At 67.4% G+C, this 21,608-nt stretch carries 17 protein-coding genes and 1 pseudogene; 9 read left to right on the forward strand and 9 right to left on the reverse strand.

Annotated elements, in window-relative coordinates:
- From E2L08_RS05975 to edd, 3 genes and pseudogenes are all read right to left on the reverse strand, one after another.
- Positions 1 to 109 (reverse strand): annotated as a pseudogene (locus E2L08_RS05975) (IS5/IS1182 family transposase); the annotation flags it as partial.
- Positions 110 to 309: 200 nt separating this feature from the next.
- Complete coding sequence (eda, locus tag E2L08_RS05980; RefSeq protein WP_133396163.1) at positions 310 to 951, reverse strand: bifunctional 4-hydroxy-2-oxoglutarate aldolase/2-dehydro-3-deoxy-phosphogluconate aldolase; 642 nt, start codon at positions 949 to 951, stop codon at positions 310 to 312.
- Between the two features lie 61 nt (positions 952 to 1,012).
- A complete protein-coding gene (gene edd, locus E2L08_RS05985) occupies positions 1,013 to 2,818 on the reverse strand; it encodes a phosphogluconate dehydratase (RefSeq protein ID WP_133396164.1) in 1,806 nt (601 codons plus the stop codon).
- Positions 2,819 to 2,943: 125 nt separating this feature from the next.
- Between edd and E2L08_RS05990 the strand changes: the two genes are divergently transcribed.
- Positions 2,944 to 4,134 carry an RSP_2647 family RNA methyltransferase gene (locus E2L08_RS05990; RefSeq protein WP_133396165.1) on the forward strand — a complete coding sequence of 397 codons (1,191 nt, stop codon included), beginning with the start codon at positions 2,944 to 2,946 and terminating at the stop codon, positions 4,132 to 4,134.
- Positions 4,131 to 4,670: an RSP_2648 family PIN domain-containing protein gene (locus tag E2L08_RS05995; RefSeq protein WP_133396166.1), complete on the forward strand. Its 540-nt coding sequence runs from the start codon at positions 4,131 to 4,133 to the stop codon at positions 4,668 to 4,670. Before E2L08_RS05990 ends, E2L08_RS05995 begins: the two co-directional genes overlap by 4 nt.
- A gap of 3 nt (positions 4,671 to 4,673) precedes the next feature.
- Here the strand turns inward: E2L08_RS05995 and E2L08_RS17365 are convergent, their stop codons facing one another.
- The 6 genes from E2L08_RS17365 to E2L08_RS06025 all read right to left on the reverse strand — a co-directional run bounded on the left by E2L08_RS17365 (position 4,674) and on the right by E2L08_RS06025 (position 12,652).
- Complete coding sequence (locus E2L08_RS17365; protein ID WP_133396167.1) at positions 4,674 to 5,813, reverse strand: calcium-binding protein; 1,140 nt, start codon at positions 5,811 to 5,813, stop codon at positions 4,674 to 4,676.
- A 60-nt stretch (positions 5,814 to 5,873) separates the two neighbouring features.
- Positions 5,874 to 7,088 carry an NHL repeat-containing protein gene (locus E2L08_RS06005; RefSeq protein WP_133396168.1) on the reverse strand — a complete coding sequence of 405 codons (1,215 nt, stop codon included), beginning with the start codon at positions 7,086 to 7,088 and terminating at the stop codon, positions 5,874 to 5,876.
- A 168-nt stretch (positions 7,089 to 7,256) separates the two neighbouring features.
- On the reverse strand, positions 7,257 to 9,611 hold the full coding sequence (locus E2L08_RS06010; protein WP_133396169.1) for a TRAP transporter large permease: 2,355 nt from the start codon (positions 9,609 to 9,611) through the stop codon (positions 7,257 to 7,259).
- 15 nt (positions 9,612 to 9,626) lie between these two features.
- Complete coding sequence (locus tag E2L08_RS06015) at positions 9,627 to 10,499, reverse strand: TRAP transporter small permease subunit (RefSeq protein ID WP_133396170.1); 873 nt, start codon at positions 10,497 to 10,499, stop codon at positions 9,627 to 9,629.
- 92 nt (positions 10,500 to 10,591) lie between these two features.
- Positions 10,592 to 11,674, reverse strand: a complete 1,083-nt coding sequence (locus tag E2L08_RS06020; protein ID WP_133396171.1) for a TRAP transporter substrate-binding protein — start codon at positions 11,672 to 11,674, stop codon at positions 10,592 to 10,594.
- A 126-nt stretch (positions 11,675 to 11,800) separates the two neighbouring features.
- On the reverse strand, positions 11,801 to 12,652 hold the full coding sequence (locus tag E2L08_RS06025) for a YihY/virulence factor BrkB family protein (protein ID WP_133396172.1): 852 nt from the start codon (positions 12,650 to 12,652) through the stop codon (positions 11,801 to 11,803).
- Positions 12,653 to 13,009: 357 nt separating this feature from the next.
- On the opposite strand from E2L08_RS06025, the gene E2L08_RS06030 reads away from it, so the two are divergent.
- The 7 genes from E2L08_RS06030 (at position 13,010) to E2L08_RS06060 (ending at position 21,555) form a co-directional block, all read left to right on the forward strand.
- Complete coding sequence (locus E2L08_RS06030; protein ID WP_133396173.1) at positions 13,010 to 14,767, forward strand: acetolactate synthase 3 large subunit; 1,758 nt, start codon at positions 13,010 to 13,012, stop codon at positions 14,765 to 14,767.
- Positions 14,768 to 14,855: 88 nt separating this feature from the next.
- Positions 14,856 to 15,413 carry an acetolactate synthase small subunit gene (gene ilvN, locus E2L08_RS06035; protein ID WP_133396174.1) on the forward strand — a complete coding sequence of 186 codons (558 nt, stop codon included), beginning with the start codon at positions 14,856 to 14,858 and terminating at the stop codon, positions 15,411 to 15,413.
- A gap of 136 nt (positions 15,414 to 15,549) precedes the next feature.
- Positions 15,550 to 16,113, forward strand: coding sequence for a CHAP domain-containing protein (locus E2L08_RS06040; protein ID WP_133396175.1), 564 nt, complete (start codon positions 15,550 to 15,552; stop codon positions 16,111 to 16,113).
- Positions 16,114 to 16,159: 46 nt separating this feature from the next.
- A complete protein-coding gene (locus E2L08_RS06045) occupies positions 16,160 to 17,194 on the forward strand; it encodes a ligase-associated DNA damage response exonuclease (RefSeq protein WP_133396176.1) in 1,035 nt (344 codons plus the stop codon).
- A 28-nt stretch (positions 17,195 to 17,222) separates the two neighbouring features.
- Positions 17,223 to 18,818, forward strand: a complete 1,596-nt coding sequence (locus E2L08_RS06050) for an ATP-dependent DNA ligase (protein WP_133396177.1) — start codon at positions 17,223 to 17,225, stop codon at positions 18,816 to 18,818.
- Positions 18,811 to 19,674: an amidohydrolase family protein gene (locus tag E2L08_RS06055; protein ID WP_133396178.1), complete on the forward strand. Its 864-nt coding sequence runs from the start codon at positions 18,811 to 18,813 to the stop codon at positions 19,672 to 19,674. The genes E2L08_RS06050 and E2L08_RS06055 overlap by 8 nt, the downstream gene beginning before the upstream one ends.
- A gap of 60 nt (positions 19,675 to 19,734) precedes the next feature.
- On the forward strand, positions 19,735 to 21,555 hold the full coding sequence (locus tag E2L08_RS06060; RefSeq protein ID WP_133396179.1) for a M3 family oligoendopeptidase: 1,821 nt from the start codon (positions 19,735 to 19,737) through the stop codon (positions 21,553 to 21,555).
- The last annotated feature ends 53 nt before the right edge of the window (positions 21,556 to 21,608 follow it).

The following is a 21,608-nucleotide window of genomic DNA, read 5'->3' on the forward strand; positions in this document are numbered from 1 at the left end:
TCCCACTCAGCACCCGCCTGTCATCGACCCGTGGCTTCCCGTGCGACTTCGGAAAGAAAGGGGAAAGCTTGGCCATCTGCTCGTCGCTCAGCCAGTAGAGGTCGTCCATGTCACCGCTCCGTTTTTCGGGCCGTGAATCACGCCGAACAGCAACAATCAATGCATCCTGACCCTAGGCTGCAAAGTGGGTGAGGAAGCCAAAACCCCAACCCAACCACCAATCCATGCATTAGCACAGGAAACTTTAACTAGTCGGTATTCTCCTGCAACCGCCTGATTTGCGGAACGGCCACCCCCGCCCCAGACCGGTCAGCGGGGCAGTCTTGCTGCCTCGGCCGCGAGGGTTTCGATGGCGTTCCAGTCGCCGGCCTCGAGCGCTGTCTTTGGCGCGACCCACGAGCCTCCGACGCAGAGCGTGTTGGACAGGGCGAGGTAGTCGGGCGCGTTGGACAGGCCGATGCCGCCCGTGGGGCAAAAGCGGATCTGCGGGAGCGGTGCGGCGAGCGCCGCGAGGGCGCGCGCCCCGCCCGCCGCTTCGGCGGGAAAGAACTTCTGCACGGTATAGCCGCGATCGAGCAGCGCCATAGCCTCGGTCGCGGTGGCGGCGCCCGCCAGCATCGGCAGTCCCGCCTCTTCGGCCGCGTCGAGCAGCACGGGCGTCGAGCCGGGCGACACGCCGAAACGCGCGCCCGCCTCGACCGCCAGCGCCACGTCCGCGGGGGTGAGCAAGGTCCCCGCCCCGACCGTGCCGCCCGCGACCTGCGCCATCTCGGCGATCACCTCGAGCGCGGCCGGCGTGCGCAGCGTCACCTCGAGCGCGGGCAGCCCGCCGCGCACCAGCGCCTCGGCCAGGGGGCGGGCCTGCGCCGGGTCGTGGACCACGAGAACCGGGATCACGGGCGCGAGGCGACAGATGGATTCGGTTGACTGGCTGGCCTCGTAAGGGGTCATGGGCGGCTCCGGGCTGAGGGGTCGATGGGTATTTGAGAAAGAGAAGACGAGGAGCGCGGCGTCAGACGACGACGCCCGCGCCCTGGCTGGCAAGGCCGACATTGGCGCGGAAGACCTCGAACATCTCGCGCCCGATGCCGTGGCCGTTGTCGGCAAGATCGGGCTGCGCGGGCACGCGCGCGTCGAGATCGACGCCGACCGCCTCGAGCGTGCCGGCGGTCGCATCCACGCGCACGATATCGCCGTCCCGAAGCCGCGCGATGGGGCCGCCATCGGCCGCCTCGGGCGAGACATGGATGCAGGCGGGCACCTTGCCGCTTGCCCCGGACATGCGCCCGTCGGTAACGAGCGCCACGCGTATGCCGCGATCGAGCAGCACCGCGAGCGTCGGCGTCAGGGAGTGCAGTTCGGGCATCCCGTTGGCCCGCGGCCCCTGGAAGCGGACGACGACCACGGTATCCCCGGTGAACTCGCCCGCGCGGAAGGCGGCCTTGACCGAGTCCTGGTCGTGGAAGATGCGGCAGGGTGCCTCGATCGCGTGGTATTCCGGCTTGACCGCCGAGACCTTCATCGCGCCGCGTCCGAGATTGCCCTGCAGGTCGGCCATGCCCCCGGTCTTTTGGAAGGGGTCCGCGGCGGGGCGCAGGATCTTGTCGTTGCGCGTCAGACGCTCGGCCGTTTCCCATGTGACGGTGTCGCCGTGGAGCTTGGGCTCGGCCACGTAGTCGCGCAGCCCCGCGCCCATCACCGTCATCGTGTCGTCATGCAAGAGCCCCGCATCGAGGAGCTCTCCGATCATGTAGGCCAGCCCGCCCGCCGCGTGGAAATGGTTCACGTCGGCCAGGCCGTTGGGATAGACCTTGGCCATGAGCGGGGTGACGGACGAGATCTCGGCGAAATCCTCGAGATCGAGCAGCACCCCCGCGGCGCGGGCCATGGCCGGCAGGTGGATCAGAAGGTTGGTCGAGCCGCCCGTCGCCATCAGCCCGACCATCCCGTTGACGAAGGCCTTTTCGTCCAGGACATGCCCCGCCGGCCGGAAATCGTTGCCGAGCGCCGTGATCTCGAGCGCGCGCGCCGCCCCCGCATGGGTCAGCGCATCGCGCAGGGGCGTGCCCGGATTGACGAAACTGGCGCCGGGCAGGTGGAGCCCCATGAACTCCATCAGCATCTGGTTGGAATTGGCGGTGCCGTAGAAGGTGCAGGTGCCCGGCCCGTGATAGGAGGCCATCTCGGCCTCCATCAACGCGTCGCGCCCGACCTCGCCCGCGGCGAATTGTTGACGCACGCGGGCCTTTTCATCGTTAGGCAGGCCGCTTGTCATGGGGCCCGCGGGCAGGAACACCGCCGGGATATGGCCGAAGGTGGCCGCCGCGATGACGAGACCCGGCACGATCTTGTCGCAGACCCCGAGATAGACGGCCGAGTCGAAGACATTGTGGCTGAGGGCGACGCCGGCGGCGAGCGCGATCACGTCGCGCGAAAAGAGCGACAGCTCCATTCCGACCTGGCCCTGCGTGACCCCGTCGCACATCGCCGGCACCCCGCCCGCGACCTGCGCCGTGGCGCCTGCGCGGCGGGCCGTTTCGCGGATGAGGTCGGGGAATCGCTCGAAGGGCTGATGAGCCGACAGCATGTCGTTATAGGCCGTGACGATGCCGAGATTGGGCTGGCGTTCCTCGGCGAGTGTCGCCTTGTCGGCCCCCATCGCGGCATAGGCATGGGCCTGGTTGCCGCAGGTCAGATGCGCGCGGCGCGGCCCTTCGGCCGCGGCTGCGGCGATGCGGTCGAGATACCGACCGCGGCTGTCGCGGCTGCGGGCGACGATCCGGTCGGTCACGCGGGCGATGGTGTGGTCGAGGGGCATCGGGATCTCCTTGGCGTCCGGCTGGCGCCGATCCGGCGCGCGCTGCGCCGGACCATAGACGCGTTAGCGCCATCATCAACCCCGTGCGCTTTCCCTTTCCGCCGTCCCGGCGTATCGCGGCGGCCATGGAACATGCCCCTTATCCGACCGTGCGGCTTCGCCCCAAGGCCAATGCGCGCACCATCCGCCACGGCTTTCCCTGGATCTACGAGGACGAGCTGGTCGTCGACCGGCGTACGCGGGCGATGCCGGGCGGCACGATCGCGCTGCTCGAGGATGCCGAGCGGCAGCCGATGGGTGTCGTCGCCGTGAACCCGGCTTCCAAGATCATCGCCCGGATGCTCGACCCCGATCCCGAAGCGCGGATCGACACGGCCTGGCTCGCCGCGCGTCTGACCCGTGCCGCGGATCTGCGCGGAAGGCTTTTCGACGCGCCGTTCTACCGGCTCGTCCATGCCGAGGCCGACGGGCTGCCGGGGCTGGTCATCGACCGCTTTGGCGAGGTCGCGGTGGTGCAGCCCAACGCGGCCTGGATCGACCGTCTGCTCGATCCGCTATGCGATGCGCTGAACGGGCTCGGGGTTGCCCGCGTGGTCAAGAACGCGGCCGGCCGGACCCGCGCGCTCGAGGGGCTGGACGATGCGGGCGGGGTCCTGCGCGGCCATGTCGAGGGTCCGCTGCCGGTGCCGATGAACGGCGCGACCTACATGGCCGATCTGCTGGGCGGGCAGAAGACGGGGCTGTATTTCGACCAGCGCGACAATCACGCGACCGTCGCGCGGCTGGCCCGGGGCGCGCGGGTACTCGACGTGTTCAGCCATGTGGGCGGCTTCTCACTCGCGGCATTGGCGGGGGGCGCGGCCTCGGCGCTGGCGGTGGACGGCTCCGCCCCCGCGCTCGAGCTTGCCCGCGCCGGGGCCGAGGCGTCCGGGCTGGCCGGGCGGTTCGAGACGCGGCAGGGCGACGCCTTTGCCACGCTCGAGGCACTGGCGGACGAGACCGCGCGGTTCGACATCGTCATCTGCGATCCGCCGGCCTTTGCCCCGTCGAAACAGGCGCGCGACGCAGGTCTGCGCGCCTATGAGCGGATCGCGCGCCTGGCCACGCCGCTGGTGGCGCCGGGCGGGTTCCTTGTGCTGTGCTCGTGCTCGCATGCCGTCGACCTCGCCGCGTTCCGCGTGGCCTGCGGGCGCGGGATCGGGCGGGCGGGCGGCACGCCGCGGCTGCTGCATACGGGATTCGCGGGGCCGGACCATCCGCAACTGCCCCATCTGCCCGAAAGCGGCTATCTCAAGGCGCTGGTCTTTGCCCCGTGAGAGTTCTGCTCGATGCGTGCGTTCTCTATCCCACGGTGCTGCGCGAGATCCTGATCGGCACGGCCGCGCACGGCGCGTTTCGCCCCGTCTGGAGCGCGCGGATCCTCGAGGAATGGGCGCGCGCCACGCGCAAGCTCGGCCCCGAGGGCGAGGCGCTGGCCCGCGCCGAGATCGCCGCGCTGAGCGGTGACTGGCCCGAAGCGGCGGTCGCGCCGCGGGCGGGCGATCTCGGGCGGCTCTGGCTGCCCGATCCCGATGACGTGCATGTGCTGGCCGCGGCCATCGCGGGCCATGCCGATACGATCTGCACCTTCAACGCGCGGGATTTCCCGCGCGCGACCCTGGCCGCCGAGGGGCTCGAGCGGCACGATCCCGACCAGCTCTTGCGCGCGCTTCACGAACGCGACCCGCAACCGGTCGAGGCCGCCATAGCGGATGCCCACGCCAGGGCGGAACGCATTTCGGGCGAAGCGTTGTCGCTCCGCCCGTTTCTCAAACGCGCGCGGTTGCCGCGCCTCGCCCGCCGGATGGCGTGACGCTCAGAACAGGAAATCGCCCGCGTCGACGTCGCCCACATCCTTGAGCACCAGTTTGAACCCGTCGTCGATCACGACCAGGTCGTCGCCGCGCTCGCGGATGTCGAGATCGCGGAACGACGTGTCGCGGTCTTGGAAATCGATCACGTCGCGGCCGCCGAAATCGAGAATGACGGCCTTTTTGTCAGACTTGGAAAAGACAAAGGTGTCGGCCCCGCGCCCGCCGGTCAGGCGGTCGCCATCGCCGCCGCCGTCGAGCGTGTCGTTGCCGCCATCGCCGAACAGGTCGTCGCGCCCCTTGCCGCCGATCAGCAGGTCGGCCCCGCCGCCGCCCTTGAGCACGTCATTGCCGCCCTGGCCCTTGAGCACGTCGTTACCGCCGCCCCCCCTGAGCACATCATCGCCATTGCCGCCCTTGAGCATGTCGCGCCCGGCGCCGCCATCCAGCCGATCCTCGCCGCGGCCGCCATCGAGCTTGTCGCCGCCGGTGCCGCCCTTGAGCCGGTCGTCGCCGCCCTGCCCCTTGAGCGTATCGGCACCCTTGCCGCCCTTGGCGACGTCGTCGCCATTGCCGCCATTCAGAACGTCACGGCCGGAATTGCCGAACAGGCGATCCTCGCCGCCATTGCCAAACACGCGGTCGTTGCCCGCGCCGCCCGACGCCTTGTCGTCGCCGCCGCCGCCCTTGATCTTGTCGTTGCCGCCGCGGCCGAGGATCACGTCGTCGCCGCCCCGCCCGAGGATCACGTTGCCACCCTTGCCGCCGACCAGTTTTTCGCCCTGGCCGCCGCCAATGATATCAGGTGTGCTTTCGTCAACATCTCCGACCGAGATCTTGAACGTCTCCTGGATGGAGTCGATCCCATCCGAGACCTCGACCACGATCTCGTGCGAGCGCGCCGTTTCGAAGTCAAGCGACCCTTTCAGGCGCAGCGTGTCGCCGTCCAGCCGGAACAGGTTGCCGGGGTTCGACACCAGCCTGAAGTTGAGCGCATCGCCGTCGAGATCGAGCGCCGACAGCTTTCCGATTTTCGCGCCGCGCCCGGCATCCTCGGCGATCGTCCCGCCGTCGAAGGCAAGCTGTATGGGGGTCAGGTTCGGCAAGACGCTGCCGACGATCTCGAGATTGCCGAAGCCCTGCACATCGGACCCGATCTGCGTGATGTCGCCCGTTTCAGTGACATACCAGAACCGGTAGAAATCCTAATTCAACGGATTGGTCGTCTCGGGCGCGATCTCCTGCATGACCACCCAGCCGCCCGTGACGGCCTCGATATCGGCAATGCCAAGGGATTTTGAGCCCAGATCGTCTATCTCGATCGCCGTCAGTTGGCCCTCATTCCCTACGAGGAACAGCGGCGCCTTGTCGCTTTGTCCCCTCACCAGCGCACCGTCCGCAAGGGACGAGCCCATGAGTGCGGACTCGCCGTCGTCCGATATTTCGAGCTTGTCGGCTCCGTATACGTATTCGTCGACTCCAGAAGAGCTTAACATCATCAATCCCGAATCCATGGGATCGGCGTTGTCATACGTGAAATCGGTCATTCTGAAGAAGGACCGATTGCCGAACACCGCCTCGAACTCCATCCCGTACCCACCCTGGTCGCGGCCCTCGAACCCGGTGGCGCTTTGAATATTTTGAGCGTCGTTAAAAAAATAATAAACCTTATTGAGATTACCAGCTGTGGCGTCAGGTCGCACCAGAATCTGGAAGCCATTATCAAAGGCGATGATTCCGGCCGTTTCGATGGGCGAGCCGAAGTTGCTCGTGAAATCGAACACCGTGTCGTACCTGCCGGTCGCCGGATCGAACTGAACGATGTCGGAATTACCGAAACTGTCTTCGCCGATGGCATAAATGAAATCGCCGACCTGCGCACCGCCATCGAAATCGATATTCAGCCCCGAAGCCCCTCCCGAACCCGGAGTGTAGGTAACCACCTGCCCCCCATCGCCAAGTGCGTAGATGTTGCCGTCGTCGAATTCCTGCCAGTGCAGGACGCCGTCGATACTGCCGAAGTTGGTCCAATAGGCCTTGCCGGATCCCGTACCGCTTTGCAGCGTCATCTCATCCGACAATTTACCCGTCCGTTCGTCGATGACCTGGTAGGTGAACTCCTTGGAGAAGAAGTTCACCGTCAGGATTGCCGGCTTGCCGTCTATGAGGAAGGTAAACGCCGGATAGCCGGCAGGGTCGGCCAGGGATATCGTCTTGCCCTTTGCATCGACGAAATACAGATCACCCGAAAAGTTGTCGTCGTAGAACAGGGCACCCGCAGGGGTTTCGAGAATGAGATCGCCGAGCTCATCCCACGACCCCGGCCCCGGCAGACGGATATCGGTGTCAAAGCCGTTATCGTCAAAGGTATAGACCGGGTTGCCGCTGCGGTCGGATTTGAGAATGATTATGTCACGCACTGTTTTCTGCCTCAGCTGGTCGGGGCCTGTTCACCACACCCTGTAAGACACATTCCGTCGGGTGATCGAGTGCTCTCCGACACCTGGAGTTCACGTTTTGTCATGGTCGACCCCGCGCGGCTGCCCCCGGCCGGCGGCCGGGGGGGGCGGTCAGGCCGGTCGGGCCGGTCAGTTGGGGAACAGGCTCGGCACGATGGTCACGACACCGGGGAAGAACCACAGCAGCGCCAGCCCCGCCACCTGGATCAGGACAAAGGGCACGACGCCGCGATAGATATGGCCCGTGGTGATCTGCGGCGGCGCGACCCCGCGTAGGTAGAACAGCGCAAAGCCGAAGGGCGGGGTCAGGAACGAGGTTTGCAGGTTCACCGCGATCATGATCGTCACCCATTTCGGGTCCATCGTGCCGCCATAGATGACCGGCCCGACGATGGGGATGACGATATAGATGATCTCGAGGAAATCGAGCACGAAGCCCAGCACGAAGAGCACCAGCATCACGATCAGGAACACGACCAGTTCGTTGTCGAAGCTGCGCAGGAAGTTCTGGATGTAGTGCTCGCCTCCGAAGGAGATCACCACGAGGTTCAGAAGCTGCGACCCGATCAGGATGGTAAAGACCATGGACGTGACCTTGGCCGTCTCGCGCACGATGCCGGGCAGGATGCCCCCGAACCACAGGACGGCGCAGGAATAGAGCAGCCCGAAGATCGCGAAGAGGTAAAAGCCCTGCGCGAAGATATAGGCCACCACCTGCGCGAATGTCGTCTCGCCCACGCCGACGCGCAGGTCGAAATTCACCCCGATCAGGATCATGCCGACGATGGCCAGCGCCGTGAGGATCACGATGCGCCCCGTCTTTCCGTCATCCTGCAGCTTGCGATAGGCGGCAAGCATGATCGCACCGCCGGCGCCCAGCGCCGCGGCCGGCGTCGGGTTGGTGATGCCGCCCAGGATCGAGCCCAGCACCGCCACGATCAGCACCAGCGGCGGAAAGATCACCCGCACGAGGTCGTTCGTGCCGAGCCGCATCGCCGCCACGCGCAGCGCATAAAGACACAACAGTCCCGGTATGGCGAGGATCACGGTGGTCATTCCCGGCGTCGTCTCGGGGCCGATCAGCGCGATATCGGCAATGATGGCGAGCGCGACGCCCAGCCCCCCCGCGGCCAGCGGGCGGGGATCGTCGGCGGGCGCGATGCCCCGGCCCAGCGACAGCACCAGCCCCACGAAGAGAAAGAAGATCGCGACGCCGGTGCCGATGGGCGCGGCGTTGGCGATCTGCTCGGCGCGGAGTTCGGCGCGCTGCTCTTCGGTCAGGAGCTCGCCCCCCGCCGCCTGCCCCGAGGCGGCGATGGCCGCCTGTTCCGCAACCGCGCGGTCCCAGGCCTCCTGGCCGTGCAGCTCGATCATCGAGGCCTGGCATTGCGGCGAGACGCGGGTGCGCAGCGACGCGCTTTCGCCCATGTCGGAATAGCTCGAGACGACCGTGCTTTGCGATCCGACCAGCCCGGCCTGCGACAGGCCCACCGTGGCGATGACGGCGGCCAGTGGCACGGCGAGGAACCAGGTCAGCGCCTCGCCGCGGGTGACGTAATCGCCGGTCCCGCCGGTGCTGGGCACCGCGGGGGCCTTGGCCGGGTTCAGCACGGCAAAGCCGAAGGCATAGGCGGCGTAAAGCGCGGCCAGCAGGATGCCCGGCAAAAGCGCGGCCTGGAACAGCGTGCCGACCGAGACGACGGCGGCCTCGCCGAGATAGGTGAGCGCGTCGGAACAGCCCGCCGCCTGGGCGCGGGTCTCCTGCGCGGTGGAGTAGAGATCGCCCGCAAGCGTGCCCAGCAGCACGATCACGATCGAGGGCGGGATGATCTGGCCCAGGGTGCCGCTGGCCGCGATGACGCCGGTGGCCAGCTCGGGCGAATAGTTCGCCCGCAGCATGGTCGGCAGCGACAAAAGCCCCATGGTCACGACCGTGGCCCCCACGATCCCGGTCGAGGCCGCGAGGAAGGTGCCCACCACGACGACCGACACGGCCAGCCCGCCGGGCAGCGGCCCGAAGACGCGCGCCATGGTGGTCAGCAGGTCGTTCGCGATGCGCGAGCGTTCGAGCGTGATGCCCATGAGCACGAACATGAGCACCGCCAGCAGCGTCTCGATGGATTGCCCGGCCAGCACCCGCTCGTTGATCCGGTTCACGATGAAAGACAGGTTGCGGTCGAGCGCGACCTCCCACCCGCCGGGGAACAGCGGCTCGACGACGCGGGGCAGGTCGGGATAGCGGAATTTCGAGATGTTGAGCGGGTTCACCCCCTCGGCCACCAGCGCGCGATAGGCGTCCGACCCGGCATCGACGGCCGCATGTTGCAGGATGCCCGCCCCGTCGAGAATGGCGATGATCCCGAAGGACAGAATGGCCGATCCGGCGATGGCGAAGGCCACCGGAAAGCCCGACAGGATTCCTCCGAACAGGCAGAGGAAGACGATGATGAGGCCGATCTCGACCCCGTCCATACCGAAGAGCATGGTGAACCTCTTGCCTTAATGAGCTGCCGCGGACGCGACGTCGGGGTCGTGATACTTGCCCGCGGAGGACGGCCCCTCCTTGAGTTCGAGCAGCGAGCGGTAGAAGAACGCGACCGCCTGCAGGAACACCATCGCGGTAAAGACGACGAGCAGGACCTTGAACAGGAAATAGCCGTTGAAGCCGTTGGGCGAGAACCCGATCGTCTCGACGTTCCAGCGGATGATCGAGGCCTTGCGCAGCATGAGGTCGAGCTGGTCGCTGGCCGAGACCTTGGGCGTCACGAGATGGCGCCACATGAAATACCACGAATAGATCCACAGCAGCACCGCCACCGGCATCATGAACAGCAGCGCGCCGCACATGTCGACGATGCGCTTGGCGCGGTGCGAGATCGGGGCATAGATCAGGTCGACCCGCACATGCCCGCCCTGCACGAAGGTATAGGCGCAGCACAGGGTGACGACGATCGCGTTGTAGAGCTTGAGCTCCTCGGACCACCAGCTGATGTCGAAGGACACCGTGCTGCCGAAGCCGAAACCGAGCTCGGCCTGCGCGAAGATGCGTTGTGCAAAGACGATGACGATCTGTTGCAGCACCATCAGCAGGCCCGCCCAGGCCGCGACCCGGCCGACGCCGTTGGCAAAGGCCTCGAGCCCGCGCACGGTGCCCCACATGATCGAATTGCGCCACAGTCCGACCCCGGTGAGGATCGCAAAGAGCGTCAGCACGACGAAGAACAGTTCGGACGACGCGCCGTAATAGATGAAACGCACGAGGCTTTCGCCGTTCGACCAGTCGAGCCACTGGCCGGGATGGGTCAGCGCATAGGCCATATGCCAGAAAGATCGCACGATGCCTGTCGCGACCCACAGGATAAAGTCGAGCACGTCCCTTCTCCCCTATGCCGGGCCGTTGATCGGCCCTCGCATCATGGACACCCCCCGGCCGCCGGGCCGGGGGGTGCCGTAGCGCCGGGCGATCAGCCCAGGACGCGGTCGCGCTGGGCGCGGAACTCGGATTCCGAGGTGCGGATCCATTCGGCCGACTTGCGCAGCGACGCCATGTAGCTGTCGTGCGTCTCCTTGTAGATGTCGTCGCCCATCGGCTCGGCCAGAACCTCCTGCGAGGCGGCGCCGAACGCGTCCCAGACGGGTTCGGGGAACTGGCGGATCTGCGTGCCGCCCGACTTGAGACGTTGCAGCGCGGCGCCGTTATTGGCCATGAACTGCGACATGTTCCAGATATTGGCCGACCGCGCGGTGTTCTCGATGATCGCCTGCTGCGCGGGGGTAAGCTCCTCGTACACGTCGAGATTGATGTTGAGGTTCAGGTTCGGCCCCGGCTCGTGGAAACCGGCGGTGTAGTAGATGCTCGCGATTTCCTGGAAGCCCGCCTTTTCGTCGGCCCATGGTCCGATCCACTCGGTCCCGTCGATAGAGCCCGAGCTGAGCGCCTGGTAGACCTCGGCGCCGGGGATGTTCTGCACGCTCGCGCCGAGCTTGCCGAGAACCTGCCCGCCCTGCCCCGGCATGCGGAACCGCAGGCCCTGGAAATCCTCGGGGCTGTTGATCTCCTTGCTGAACCAGCCGCCCGATTGCGGGCCGGTATTGCCCGCGGCAAAGGATTTCAGGCCGAAGATCGAATAGAGGTTGTCGCCGAGCTCCTTGCCGCCGTCATGGTAATACCAGTTCGAGAACTCCATGAAGGTCATGCCGAACGGCACCTGGCTGAAGAACGACAGCGCCGGATGCTGCCCGAGGAAGTAGTAGTCGACCCCGTGATACATGTCGGCCTGCCCCGAGGTCACGGCATCGAACACCTCGAACGCGCCGACAAGCTCCCCGGCGGCTTTCAGATCGACCGTCAACTGCCCGTCCGACATCTCGGTGATGCGATCGGCGCAATATTGCGCGGCATCGTGGACCCCGGCGAGCCCCCGGCCCCAGGTGCTGACCATGGTCAGGGTGCGGTTGCCCTGCGCATAGGCCGGCGCGGCCAGCGACGACGCGGCGACGGCCGAGCCCCCAAGTGCCGAAGTCCTCAGAAACGAGCGACGATCCATGACATTCCTCCCAATAAACGGCCGCGGCATCGCCCGATGCCGCGGCGGATCGTAGATGGGAGGACGTTAGCCGCGATGGATCGTCCGATAAACAAAAAATACCCGCGTCGGGAAAATTACGCAACGTTATGAGCCGGCATCGGCGCGCTCGCCCCGCTGCTCCGGGGCAGCGTCACGCGCGTCCATCACCCGCGCCAGCAGCGCCCCGAGCAGCACGATCGTCGCCGAGAGCCAGAGCCACATGAGCAGGATCACGACCCCGCCCAGCGCGCCGAAAGTCTCTTGGTACGAGCCGAACATCCGCACATAGACCGCGAACCCCAGCGTGCCGATCAGCCACAGCACGCAGGCCAGCGCGGCCCCCGGCACGATCCAGCGCCACGGCAGGTCGCGCCCCGCCGGGCCCACGCGATAGGTCAGCGCCAGCCCCAGCGCGGCGATGACCAGCAGGACGGGCCAGCGCGCCACCGAGACGAGCGTTTCGGTGGACGAGCCCAGCGGCAGCCACGACAGCGCCACGGGGACCGCCACGGCGACCGCGACGCAGAGCAGAAGCCCCACGATCAGGCCGAATGTCAGCGCGAGCTTGAGCGCGGTGGTCTTGACGAAGGACCGCTCGTCGTCGCGCTCGGCCACGATGTTCATGCCATCGATCAGCGCCTGCATCCCCTTGGACGCGGAATAGAGCGCGACGAGGATGCCCAACACCGCCACCAGCCCCAGCCCGCCGCTGTCGCCCGACGCGACCTCGCGCGCCTGGCCCACCACGATCTCGGCGGCGGCCTGCGGCATGACACCGCTCAGCGTGTCGAGCGTCGATGTGACGGTCTCGGGTTCGATCACCAGCCCGGCCACGGCCATCGCCGCGCCGATGCCCGGAAACAGCGCGAGAAGCCCGTAGAACGCGACGCCGGCGGCGATCAGCGTGAGCTTCTTGTCGATCGCCTCGCCCTTCATCTCGTTCAGTATCGCCAGCATATGCGCGCCGTTCCTCTGCCAGATCCCGCTCCGCGCCGTGGGGGCCGCGGTATGAAGATCACAACAGACGAAGCGCGCGCCCGTTCCCCCGCAACATTCGATATGCCGAACGGGGTGGGCGAGACATTTTTGCGCATGTCGCGGCCGTTTCGCGTATTGACCCCCGCCCGGATGCCTCCTATCCCCGGCATGTGAACCGGAGCGGACACGATGGCGGACATCCTTATCGTACCTCGATGCGACAGGCGCGCGGGCTGATCCAGGGCCCGTTCCGGATTACATGCGCCCCCGACTGACCGCCGGGGGCTTTTTCTTGTCATGGATGCTAACAGACGGTCGCGACGACGGAGATACGAGATGACCCAGCCGATGACGGGCGCGCAAATGGTGGTTCAGGCCCTGAAGGATCAGGGCGTGGACGTGGTGTTCGGATATCCCGGCGGCGCGGTGCTTCCCATCTATGACGAGATTTTCCAGCAGAACGACATCCGCCATATCCTCGTGCGCCACGAACAGGCGGCCGTTCACGCGGCCGAGGGCTATGCCCGCTCGACCGGCAAGGTCGGCTGCGCGCTGGTCACGAGCGGGCCGGGCGCGACGAATGCCGTCACCGGGCTGACCGATGCGCTGATGGATTCGATCCCCATCGTGGTGCTGTCGGGGCAGGTCCCGACCTTCATGATCGGCAACGACGCCTTCCAGGAGGCCGATACCGTCGGCATCACCCGGCCCTGCACCAAGCATAACTGGCTGGTCAAGGATACCGCGGCCCTGCCCGGCATCCTGCACGAGGCGTTCCATGTCGCGCGCTCGGGCCGGCCGGGGCCGGTGCTGGTCGACATCCCCAAGGACGTCCAGTTCGCCTCGGCGATCTACACCCCGCGCGAGGCGGCGCGCACCGATCGCTACAATCCGCGGGTCAAGGGCGATATCGAGCAGATCCGCCGCCTCGCCCGCGCCATGACCGAGGCCCGGCGCCCGATCATCTATTCGGGCGGCGGCGTCATCAACTCGGGCCCGCGCGCCTCGCAACTGCTGCGCGAACTCGCGCGCGAGACCGGATTCCCGCTGACCTCGACCCTGATGGGGCTGGGCGCCTATCCCGCCAGCGGCGACGCGTGGCTGGGTATGCTGGGGATGCACGGCACCTACGAGGCGAACCTCGCCATGCATGGCTGCGACCTGATGATCAATATCGGCGCGCGGTTCGACGACCGCATCACCGGCCGGGTGCAGGATTTCTCGCCCCAGTCGGTCAAGGCCCATATCGACATCGACCCCAGCTCGATCAACAAGGTCATCCATGTCGAGATCCCGATCATCGGCGACGTGGCCAACGTGCTCGAGGATCTGCTGGCCGTCTGGCGCGCAGAGGAAGGGTCGCGGACCCAGCGCGAGGCCGTCAAGGGCTGGTGGGCGCAGATCGAGGAATGGCGCGAGGTGCGCTGCCTCGATTATGACACGAGCCCGCGGGTCATCAAGCCGCAGCACGCCGTCGCCCGTCTCGAGGCGCTGACCAAGGGGCATGACCGCTATATCTGCACCGAGGTCGGACAGCACCAGATGTGGGCGGCGCAGTATCTCGGCTTCGAGGATCCGAACCGCTGGATGACCAGCGGCGGGCTGGGCACGATGGGCTACGGCCAGCCCGCGGCCATGGGCGTGCAGGTGGCCCATCCCGATGCGCTCGTCATCAACGTGGCGGGCGAGGCGTCGTGGCTGATGAACATGCAGGAAATGGGCACGATGGTGCAGTACCGCCTGCCGGTGAAGCAGTTCATCCTCAACAACGAACGGCTCGGCATGGTCCGCCAGTGGCAGGAGCTTCTGCATGGCGAGCGCTATTCCCAGAGCTGGTCCGAGGCGCTGCCCGATTTCGTGAAGCTCGCCGAGGCCTTTGGCGCCAAGGGCATCAAGTGCTCGGACCCCGCCGATCTGGACGACGCGATCCGGGAGATGATCGACCATGACGGGCCGGTGATCTTCGACTGCCTCGTGGAAAAGCACGAGAACTGCTTTCCGATGATCCCGTCGGGCGAGCCGCACAACAAGATGCTGCTGGCCAATGCCGAGACGCAGGGGCAGATCACCGCTCCGGGGGCGGTGCTGGTCTGAACGGTCGCACGCGGGGGATGTCGCATCCCCCGCACCCCCTGCGGGGTATTTTCAAAGAGAAGAAACAGGACGGGGCCGGACGAGGGACATGGCGGAACTGAACATCGAGAAAGGGTCGTCGCGCAAATCGGCCTATGACCTGCGCGACCCCAACGCCCATGCGGTCGAGCGCCACACGCTCGCCGTGGTGGTCGACAACGAGGCCGGGGTGCTCGCGCGGGTGATCGGGCTGTTCTCGGGGCGCGGCTACAACATCGAAAGCCTGACGGTCGCCGAGATCGACCATAACGGGCACACCTCGCGCATGACCATCGTGACGACCGGAACGCCCGCCATCATCGACCAGATCAAGGCGCAGCTCGGCCGGATCGTGCCCGTCCACGAGGTCCACGACCTGACCGTCGAGGGCGCCAGCGTCGAGCGCGAACTGGCCCTGTTCAAGGTGTCGGGCAAGGGCAACGACCGGGTCGAGGCGTTGCGCCTTGCCGATATCTTTCGCGCGAGCGTGGTCGATTCCACCCTGCACAACTTCACCTTCGAGATCACGGGTAGCCCCGAAAAGATCGACGCCTTTGCCGAGCTCATGCGCCCCCTGGGCCTGAGCGAGATGGCCCGCACCGGCGTCGCCGCCCTGTCGCGCGGCTGAGCGGCAGGGCCGGGCGCGGCGGAAAACCGCCGGTCACGCCAGCGTGAGACTTGCCATCGTGGCGGTTTTCGCCACGATATCGCCACATTGGCCTGCAAGGGTCCGAAAAAGCGCGAAGCGCAAGGACGAGGGACAGATGAGACTCATGCCAGCCAGCGCCGCATCGCGACGCCTCGTTTACCTTTGCGCCGCCCTTGCCCTGACAAGCGCCTGCGCGCGCAGCCCCGTCACGGATTACACCCCCCGCGCCTCGGGGCTCGACCAGGTGGTCGTCACCCGCGCCATCCAGCAGGCCACCGATTTGCGCGCCCAGGGCAAGCGCGTCTGGTGCGTGCCCTTTGCGCGCAACGTCTCGGGGATCGAGATTCGCGGTAATGCCCACACGTGGTGGCACCAGGCCAAGGGCGAATATGCCCGCACGAACGAGCCGCATGTCGGCGCGGTGATGGTGTTCTCGAAAAGCTCGCGGCTGAGCATGGGCCACATCGCCGTCGTGTCGCGTATCGTGTCGGATCGCGAGATCGAGATCGACCACGCCAACTGGGAACGCAACGAGGTTTCTCTCGGCATGTCGGTAATCGACATCTCGGACCGGGGCGACTGGTCCGAAGTGCGCGTGAAATCGCAGGCCTCGGCCTATGGCAGCCCCTATCCCGTCTCGGGCTTCATCCTGCCGCACCGGATCGCGCGCGACGCCTGACCGCGCCCCCTCGCCCCGCGTGCCGGGCGGGCTATGCTGAAGCCGCATGGCCGACGCGCTCCTGACATTTACCGACCGGGGCATCCATTGCCCCCGCGCCGATGTGTATATCGACCCGTGGCGCCCGGTGGACCGCGCGCTCATCACCCATGGCCATGCCGATCACGCGCGCGACGGGATGGGACGCTACCTCGCGACCGAGGCCGCCGCGCCGGTCATGCGCCACCGTCTCGGCGATATCGTCCTCGAGACGGTCCCCTATGGCAAGACGGTCGAGATCGGCGGGGTCGCCTTTTCGTTCCACCCGGCGGGTCATGTGCCCGGCTCGGCCCAGATCCGCGTCGCCCATCGCGGCGAGGTCTGGGTGGTCTCGGGCGATTACAAGGTCGCGCCCGACGGGTTTTCCGAGCCGTTCGAGCCGGTGCGCTGCCATGCCTTCATCACCGAATGCACCTTTGGCCTGCCGGTCTTTCGCTGGGAGGATCAGGCTCGGGTCGCGGCCGATCTCAACGCCTGGTGGCGCCGCTGTGCGGGCGAAGGGCGCGCCGCCATCCTCGGCGCCTATGCCTTGGGCAAGGCGCAGCGGGTCTTGTCGATGCTCGATCCCGCCATCGGGCCGATCCTGACCCATGGCGCGGTCGAGAACACCAACAAGGTGCTGCGCGCGCAAGGGCTGACATTGCCCGACACGATCCGCGTGACACCCGAGACGCGCGGCGCCGATCACCCCGGCGCGCTGGTCGTGGCCCCGCCCGCCGCGCTGGGCACCCCCTGGGCGCGCCGGTTCGGCCCGGCCTCGTCGGGCTTTGCCAGCGGCTGGATGGCGATGCGGGGCGTGCGCCGCCGGCGCGGTGCGGATCGCGGCTTCGTGCTGAGCGATCATGCCGACTGGGCGGGGCTGAACGCGGCCATCGCCGAGACGGGTGCCGAGCGGATCTTCGTCACCCACGGCTATACCGCGATCTTCCGGCGCTGGCTGGCCGAACAGGGCTATGACGCAGCCATCGTCGAGACGGCCTACGAGGGCGAAAGCCTCGATACCGATACCGAGGCCGGCCCGGATGCCGAGAGCCCGGCATGACCGCCCCCGCCCCGACACCGGTGCCGCGATGAAACGGTTCGCCGCGCTTTTCACCGCGCTCGACCAGACGACGCGGACGAACGCCAAGGTCGATGCGCTGGCCGACTACCTGCGCGAGGCGCCCGAGGAAGACCGGCTCTGGACCATCGCGCTCTTGTCGGGGCGACGGCCCAAGCGCATCATCGCCACGGGGCGGCTGCGCGAATGGGCGGCCGAGCGGGCGGGCATCCCGCTATGGCTCTTCGAGGAGAGCTATCCCATCGTCGGCGACCTGGCCGAGACCATCGCGCTGATCCTGCCCGAGCCCACGCAAGGAAGCGACCTCAGCCTGACGGGCTGGATCGGCGAGATCCGCGCCCTGCCCGCGCTGGACGAACCCGCGCGAAAGGCCGCCATCCTCGACGCATGGGACAGGCTGCCCGCGCGCGAGCGGTTCGTGTTCAACAAGCTGCTCACAGGGGGCTTTCGCATGGGTGTCAGCCAAAAACTGATGACCCGCGCCCTGTCGCGCGCCACCGGCATCGACGAGCCCGAACTGGCGCACCGCTTAATGGGCGACTGGTCGCCCGACCGCACCAGTTTCGACCGGCTGGTGCTGGCCCCCGACCCGGCCGCCGACCTGTCGCGCCCCTATCCCTTCTACCTCGCCTATCAGCTCGTTGGCGGGCCCGAGGCGCTCGACGCGCCGCCCGAGGCCTGGGCGGCCGAGCGCAAATGGGACGGCATCCGAGGCCAGCTCGTCCTGCGCGGCGGGCAGCATTTCCTGTGGTCGCGCGGCGAAGAGCTGATGACCGACCGCTTTCCCGAACTCGCGACGCTGACCGATTTCGTGCCCCCCGGCACGGTTCTCGACGGCGAGGTGGTGGCCTGGGACGGGGCCGCGCCGCTGAGTTTCGCGACGCTGCAAAAGCGGATCGGGCGCAAGACGGTCCCGAAGAAACTGCTGAGCGAGGCGCCCGCGATCCTCTACGCCTACGACCTGCTCGAATGGCAGGGCGAGGATATCCGCGCCCGACCCTTCGACGCGCGGCGCGCCACGCTCGAGGCGCTGGTGGCCGGGCTGCCCGAGGACGCGCCGCTGCGGCTGTCGCCCCTGGTGCCGTTCGACGACTGGGACGCGCTGGCCGCGGCGCGGGACGAAAGCCGCGACCATGCCGCCGAGGGGCTGATGCTGAAACGCCGCGACAGCCCCTATCGCGACGGGCGGCGGCGGGGCGACTGGTGGAAGTGGAAGGTCGATCCCCTGACCATCGACGCGGTGATGATCTATGCCCAGCAGGGCCACGGGCGGCGGGCCAACCTGTTCACCGATTTCACCTTTGCCGTGCGCGACGGGGATGCGCTCGTTCCCTTCACCAAGGCCTATTCCGGGCTGACCGATGCCGAGTTTCGCCGCATCACGGCCTGGGTGCGCAAGAACACGCTCCAGCGGTTCGGGCCGGTGCGGCAGGTGAAACCGGAACATGTGTTCGAGATCGCCTTTGAGGGGATACAGGAAAGCCCGCGCCACAAATCCGGCGTCGCGCTGCGGTTCCCGCGCATGGCGCGCTGGCGCCATGACAAGCCGGTGACCGAGGCCAATACGCTCGACGATCTCAGGGAGATGCTGAACGCCTATGGTTGACGACCCCGACCGCCATCTGCCCGACGCAACGCCGGATCGCGACTACGACACCCTGTCCGAACGGCCCCCCGGCCTGTCGCCCGGCGACCGGCCCAAGGTGCCGTCGACCCTGCCGCCGCGCGGGGCGTTCGACACCCATCTGCCGCTGCCGGACGGCGGCGACACCCGGTTCGACGATTGGGCGCGGCGGCTGCGCACGCATCTCGCCACGCTCGAGATCGACCGCGGCGTGATCGTGGCGGGCGACCGGCGGGGCGGCGGGCCCGCGCTGATCGAGGCACTGGCACGGCTGGGCGACGGGATGCGCGGCGTGGGCGTGGTTTCGCCCGAGACGTCGGACGAGGCGCTCGACCGGATGGCCGCGGCGGGTATCCGCGGTCTGCGCGTGCTGCGGCATGGGCCTTGCAATTTTGACCGGATCGCCGTTGAGGCCCGGCGCCTCGCGCAGCGCGGGCTGCATATCGAGCTGCCCGGCGGGATCGCCGGCGAAAACCTTGCCGATCTTGTCGCCGCCCTGCCCTGCCCGGTCGTGCTGGCCGATTGCGGCGTCGCGCGCCTGCCGGGCGGCCCGGACGATCCCGCCTTCGACGCGGTGCGGCGCCTCGCGGGCGAGGGCCGGGGATATGTCAAGCTGATGGCGCCCGGCGACCCCGCCGATACCGATAGGCTCGCCCCCTTCGTGCGCGCGCTGGCCGAGACCGCGCCCGAGCGGTGCCTGTGGGGCTCGGGCGGGCCGCTCGATGCGGCCACGCACGATGCGGGCGTCCTGCTCGACCGCTTCTTCGACAGCGTCCGCGACCCCGCCGCGCGGCAGGCGATCCTCGTGGACACGCCCGCCGCGCTCTATGGCGGCTGAGCCCTTGGCGCGCGGGGGGTGGGGGCTTATGTCGGGACTTCCACCATTGACGGAGGCCCCATGACCCGCACCCCGATCCTCGATGCCAACGCCACACCGGGCGGAGGCGCGTTCGGCGACCTGCCGGAATGGGACCTGAGCGATCTCTACACCGCCCCGGACGCCCCCGAGCTGTCGGCCGATCTCGACTGGATCGACGGGGCCTGCGCCGATTTCGCCGCCCGGTTCGAGGGTAAGCTCGACACGCTCGACGCCGGGGGGATGCTAGATTGCATCCACCGCTACGAGCAAATCGACCTCAAGGCAGGGCGCGTCATGTCCTTTGCCGGCCTGCGGTATTACCAGCAGACGACCGATGCCGAACGCGCGGCCTTCCTGTCGGATTGCGAGGGGCGCATCACCGAGGCCACCGCCGCGCTCGTCTTTTTTGCGCTCGAAGTGAACCGCCTGCCCGACGATCACCTCGCGGGGCTGTTCGCCGCGAATGACGATCTGGCGCGGTTCAAGCCCGTTTTCGACCGGCTGCGCAAGATGCGGCCCCACCAGCTTTCCGACGAGCTCGAGAAGTTCCTGCACGATCAATCCGTCGTCGGGGCGAGCGCGTGGAACAAGCTTTTCGACGAGACCATCGCCGGGCTGGAGTTCGAGGTCGATGGCGAGGTCATGGGCATCGAGGGCACGCTGAACCTGCTCACCGAACAGGACAGGTCGAGCCGCGAGGCCGCGGCCCGCGCGCTGGGGCAGGTCTTTACCGCCAACGTCAAGACGTTCGCCCGCGTGCACAACACGCTCGCCAAGGAAAAGGAGATCGAGGATCGCTGGCGCAAGATGCCGTCGCCCCAGACCGGGCGGCACCTTGCCAACGATGTCGAGCCCGAGGTGGTCGAGGCGTTGCGCAATGCCGTGGTCGACGCCTATCCGCGACTGTCGCACCGCTATTACGAGCTCAAGCGCAAATGGCTCGGGCTCGACCGGATGCAGGTCTGGGACCGCAACGCGCCCCTCCCGATGGAGGACGACACCCGCGTGCAATGGGACCGGGCGCGCGGCATGGTGCTCGATGCCTATGCCGATTTCTCGCCCCGGCTGGCCGAACTGGCCGAGCCGTTCTTCGAGCGCGGCTGGATCGACGCGGCCGTGACCCCCGGCAAGGCGCCGGGCGCCTTTGCGCATCCGACCGTCACCGACGCGCATCCCTATGTGCTGCTGAACTATCTCGGCAAACCGCGCGACGTGATGACGCTGGCGCATGAGCTGGGCCACGGTGTCCACCAGCGGCTTGCGGCCGAACAGGGCGAATTGCTGTCCTCCACCCCCCTGACGCTTGCCGAGACGGCCAGCGTATTCGGCGAGATGCTGACGTTCCGCAAGCTGCTGGCGAACGCGGCGGACGACGCGCAGCGCAAGGTGCTGCTGGCCGGCAAGGTCGAGGACATGATCAATACGGTGGTCCGCCAGATCGCGTTCTACGATTTCGAGTGCAAGCTGCACGACGCCCGACGCGCCGAGGGCGAATTGACCCCCGACGAGATCAATGCGCTCTGGATGAGCGTCCAGGGCGAAAGCCTCGGCCCCGCCTTCGACTTCATGCCGGGCTACGAGACCTTCTGGGCCTATATCCCGCATTTCGTGCATTCGCCCTTTTACGTCTATGCCTATGCCTTCGGCGACGGGCTGGTGAACGCGCTCTACGCCGCCTACGAGGACGGCGCGCCCGATTTCCAGGAGAAATATTTCGACATGCTCCGGGCGGGCGGCTCCAAGCACCATTCCGAGCTGCTGGCACCCTTCGGGCTCGACGCGACCGACCCGACCTTCTGGAACAAGGGGCTGTCGATGATCGAGGGCATGATCGACGAGCTCGAGGCGATGGAGGGCTGATCCACCGCCCTCGATGCGTGGAAACGTGCCTCGGGGAACACGGATCGCGCGAA

Source organism: Palleronia sediminis (assembly GCF_004358695.1).
Taxonomy (GTDB): Bacteria; Pseudomonadota; Alphaproteobacteria; order Rhodobacterales; family Rhodobacteraceae; genus Palleronia; species Palleronia sediminis.

Excerpts from the sequence above, each read along its gene's own strand:
- ilvN (WP_133396174.1), top strand. The coding sequence starts at position 14,856 with ATGGCGGAACTGAACATCGAGAAAGGGTCGTCGCGCAAATCGGCCTAT.
- E2L08_RS06055 (WP_133396178.1), top strand. The coding sequence starts at position 18,811 with ATGGTTGACGACCCCGACCGCCATCTGCCCGACGCAACGCCGGATCGC.
- E2L08_RS06050 (WP_133396177.1), top strand. The coding sequence starts at position 17,223 with ATGAAACGGTTCGCCGCGCTTTTCACCGCGCTCGACCAGACGACGCGG.
- eda (WP_133396163.1), bottom strand. The coding sequence starts at position 951 with ATGACCCCTTACGAGGCCAGCCAGTCAACCGAATCCATCTGTCGCCTC.
- E2L08_RS06030 (WP_133396173.1), top strand. The coding sequence starts at position 13,010 with ATGACCCAGCCGATGACGGGCGCGCAAATGGTGGTTCAGGCCCTGAAG.
- E2L08_RS06025 (WP_133396172.1), bottom strand. The coding sequence starts at position 12,652 with ATGCTGGCGATACTGAACGAGATGAAGGGCGAGGCGATCGACAAGAAG.
- edd (WP_133396164.1), bottom strand. The coding sequence starts at position 2,818 with ATGCCCCTCGACCACACCATCGCCCGCGTGACCGACCGGATCGTCGCC.
- E2L08_RS06060 (WP_133396179.1), top strand. The coding sequence starts at position 19,735 with ATGACCCGCACCCCGATCCTCGATGCCAACGCCACACCGGGCGGAGGC.
- E2L08_RS06040 (WP_133396175.1), top strand. The coding sequence starts at position 15,550 with ATGAGACTCATGCCAGCCAGCGCCGCATCGCGACGCCTCGTTTACCTT.
- E2L08_RS05990 (WP_133396165.1), top strand. The coding sequence starts at position 2,944 with ATGGAACATGCCCCTTATCCGACCGTGCGGCTTCGCCCCAAGGCCAAT.
- E2L08_RS06045 (WP_133396176.1), top strand. The coding sequence starts at position 16,160 with ATGGCCGACGCGCTCCTGACATTTACCGACCGGGGCATCCATTGCCCC.
- E2L08_RS06010 (WP_133396169.1), bottom strand. The coding sequence starts at position 9,611 with ATGCTCTTCGGTATGGACGGGGTCGAGATCGGCCTCATCATCGTCTTC.
- E2L08_RS06020 (WP_133396171.1), bottom strand. The coding sequence starts at position 11,674 with ATGGATCGTCGCTCGTTTCTGAGGACTTCGGCACTTGGGGGCTCGGCC.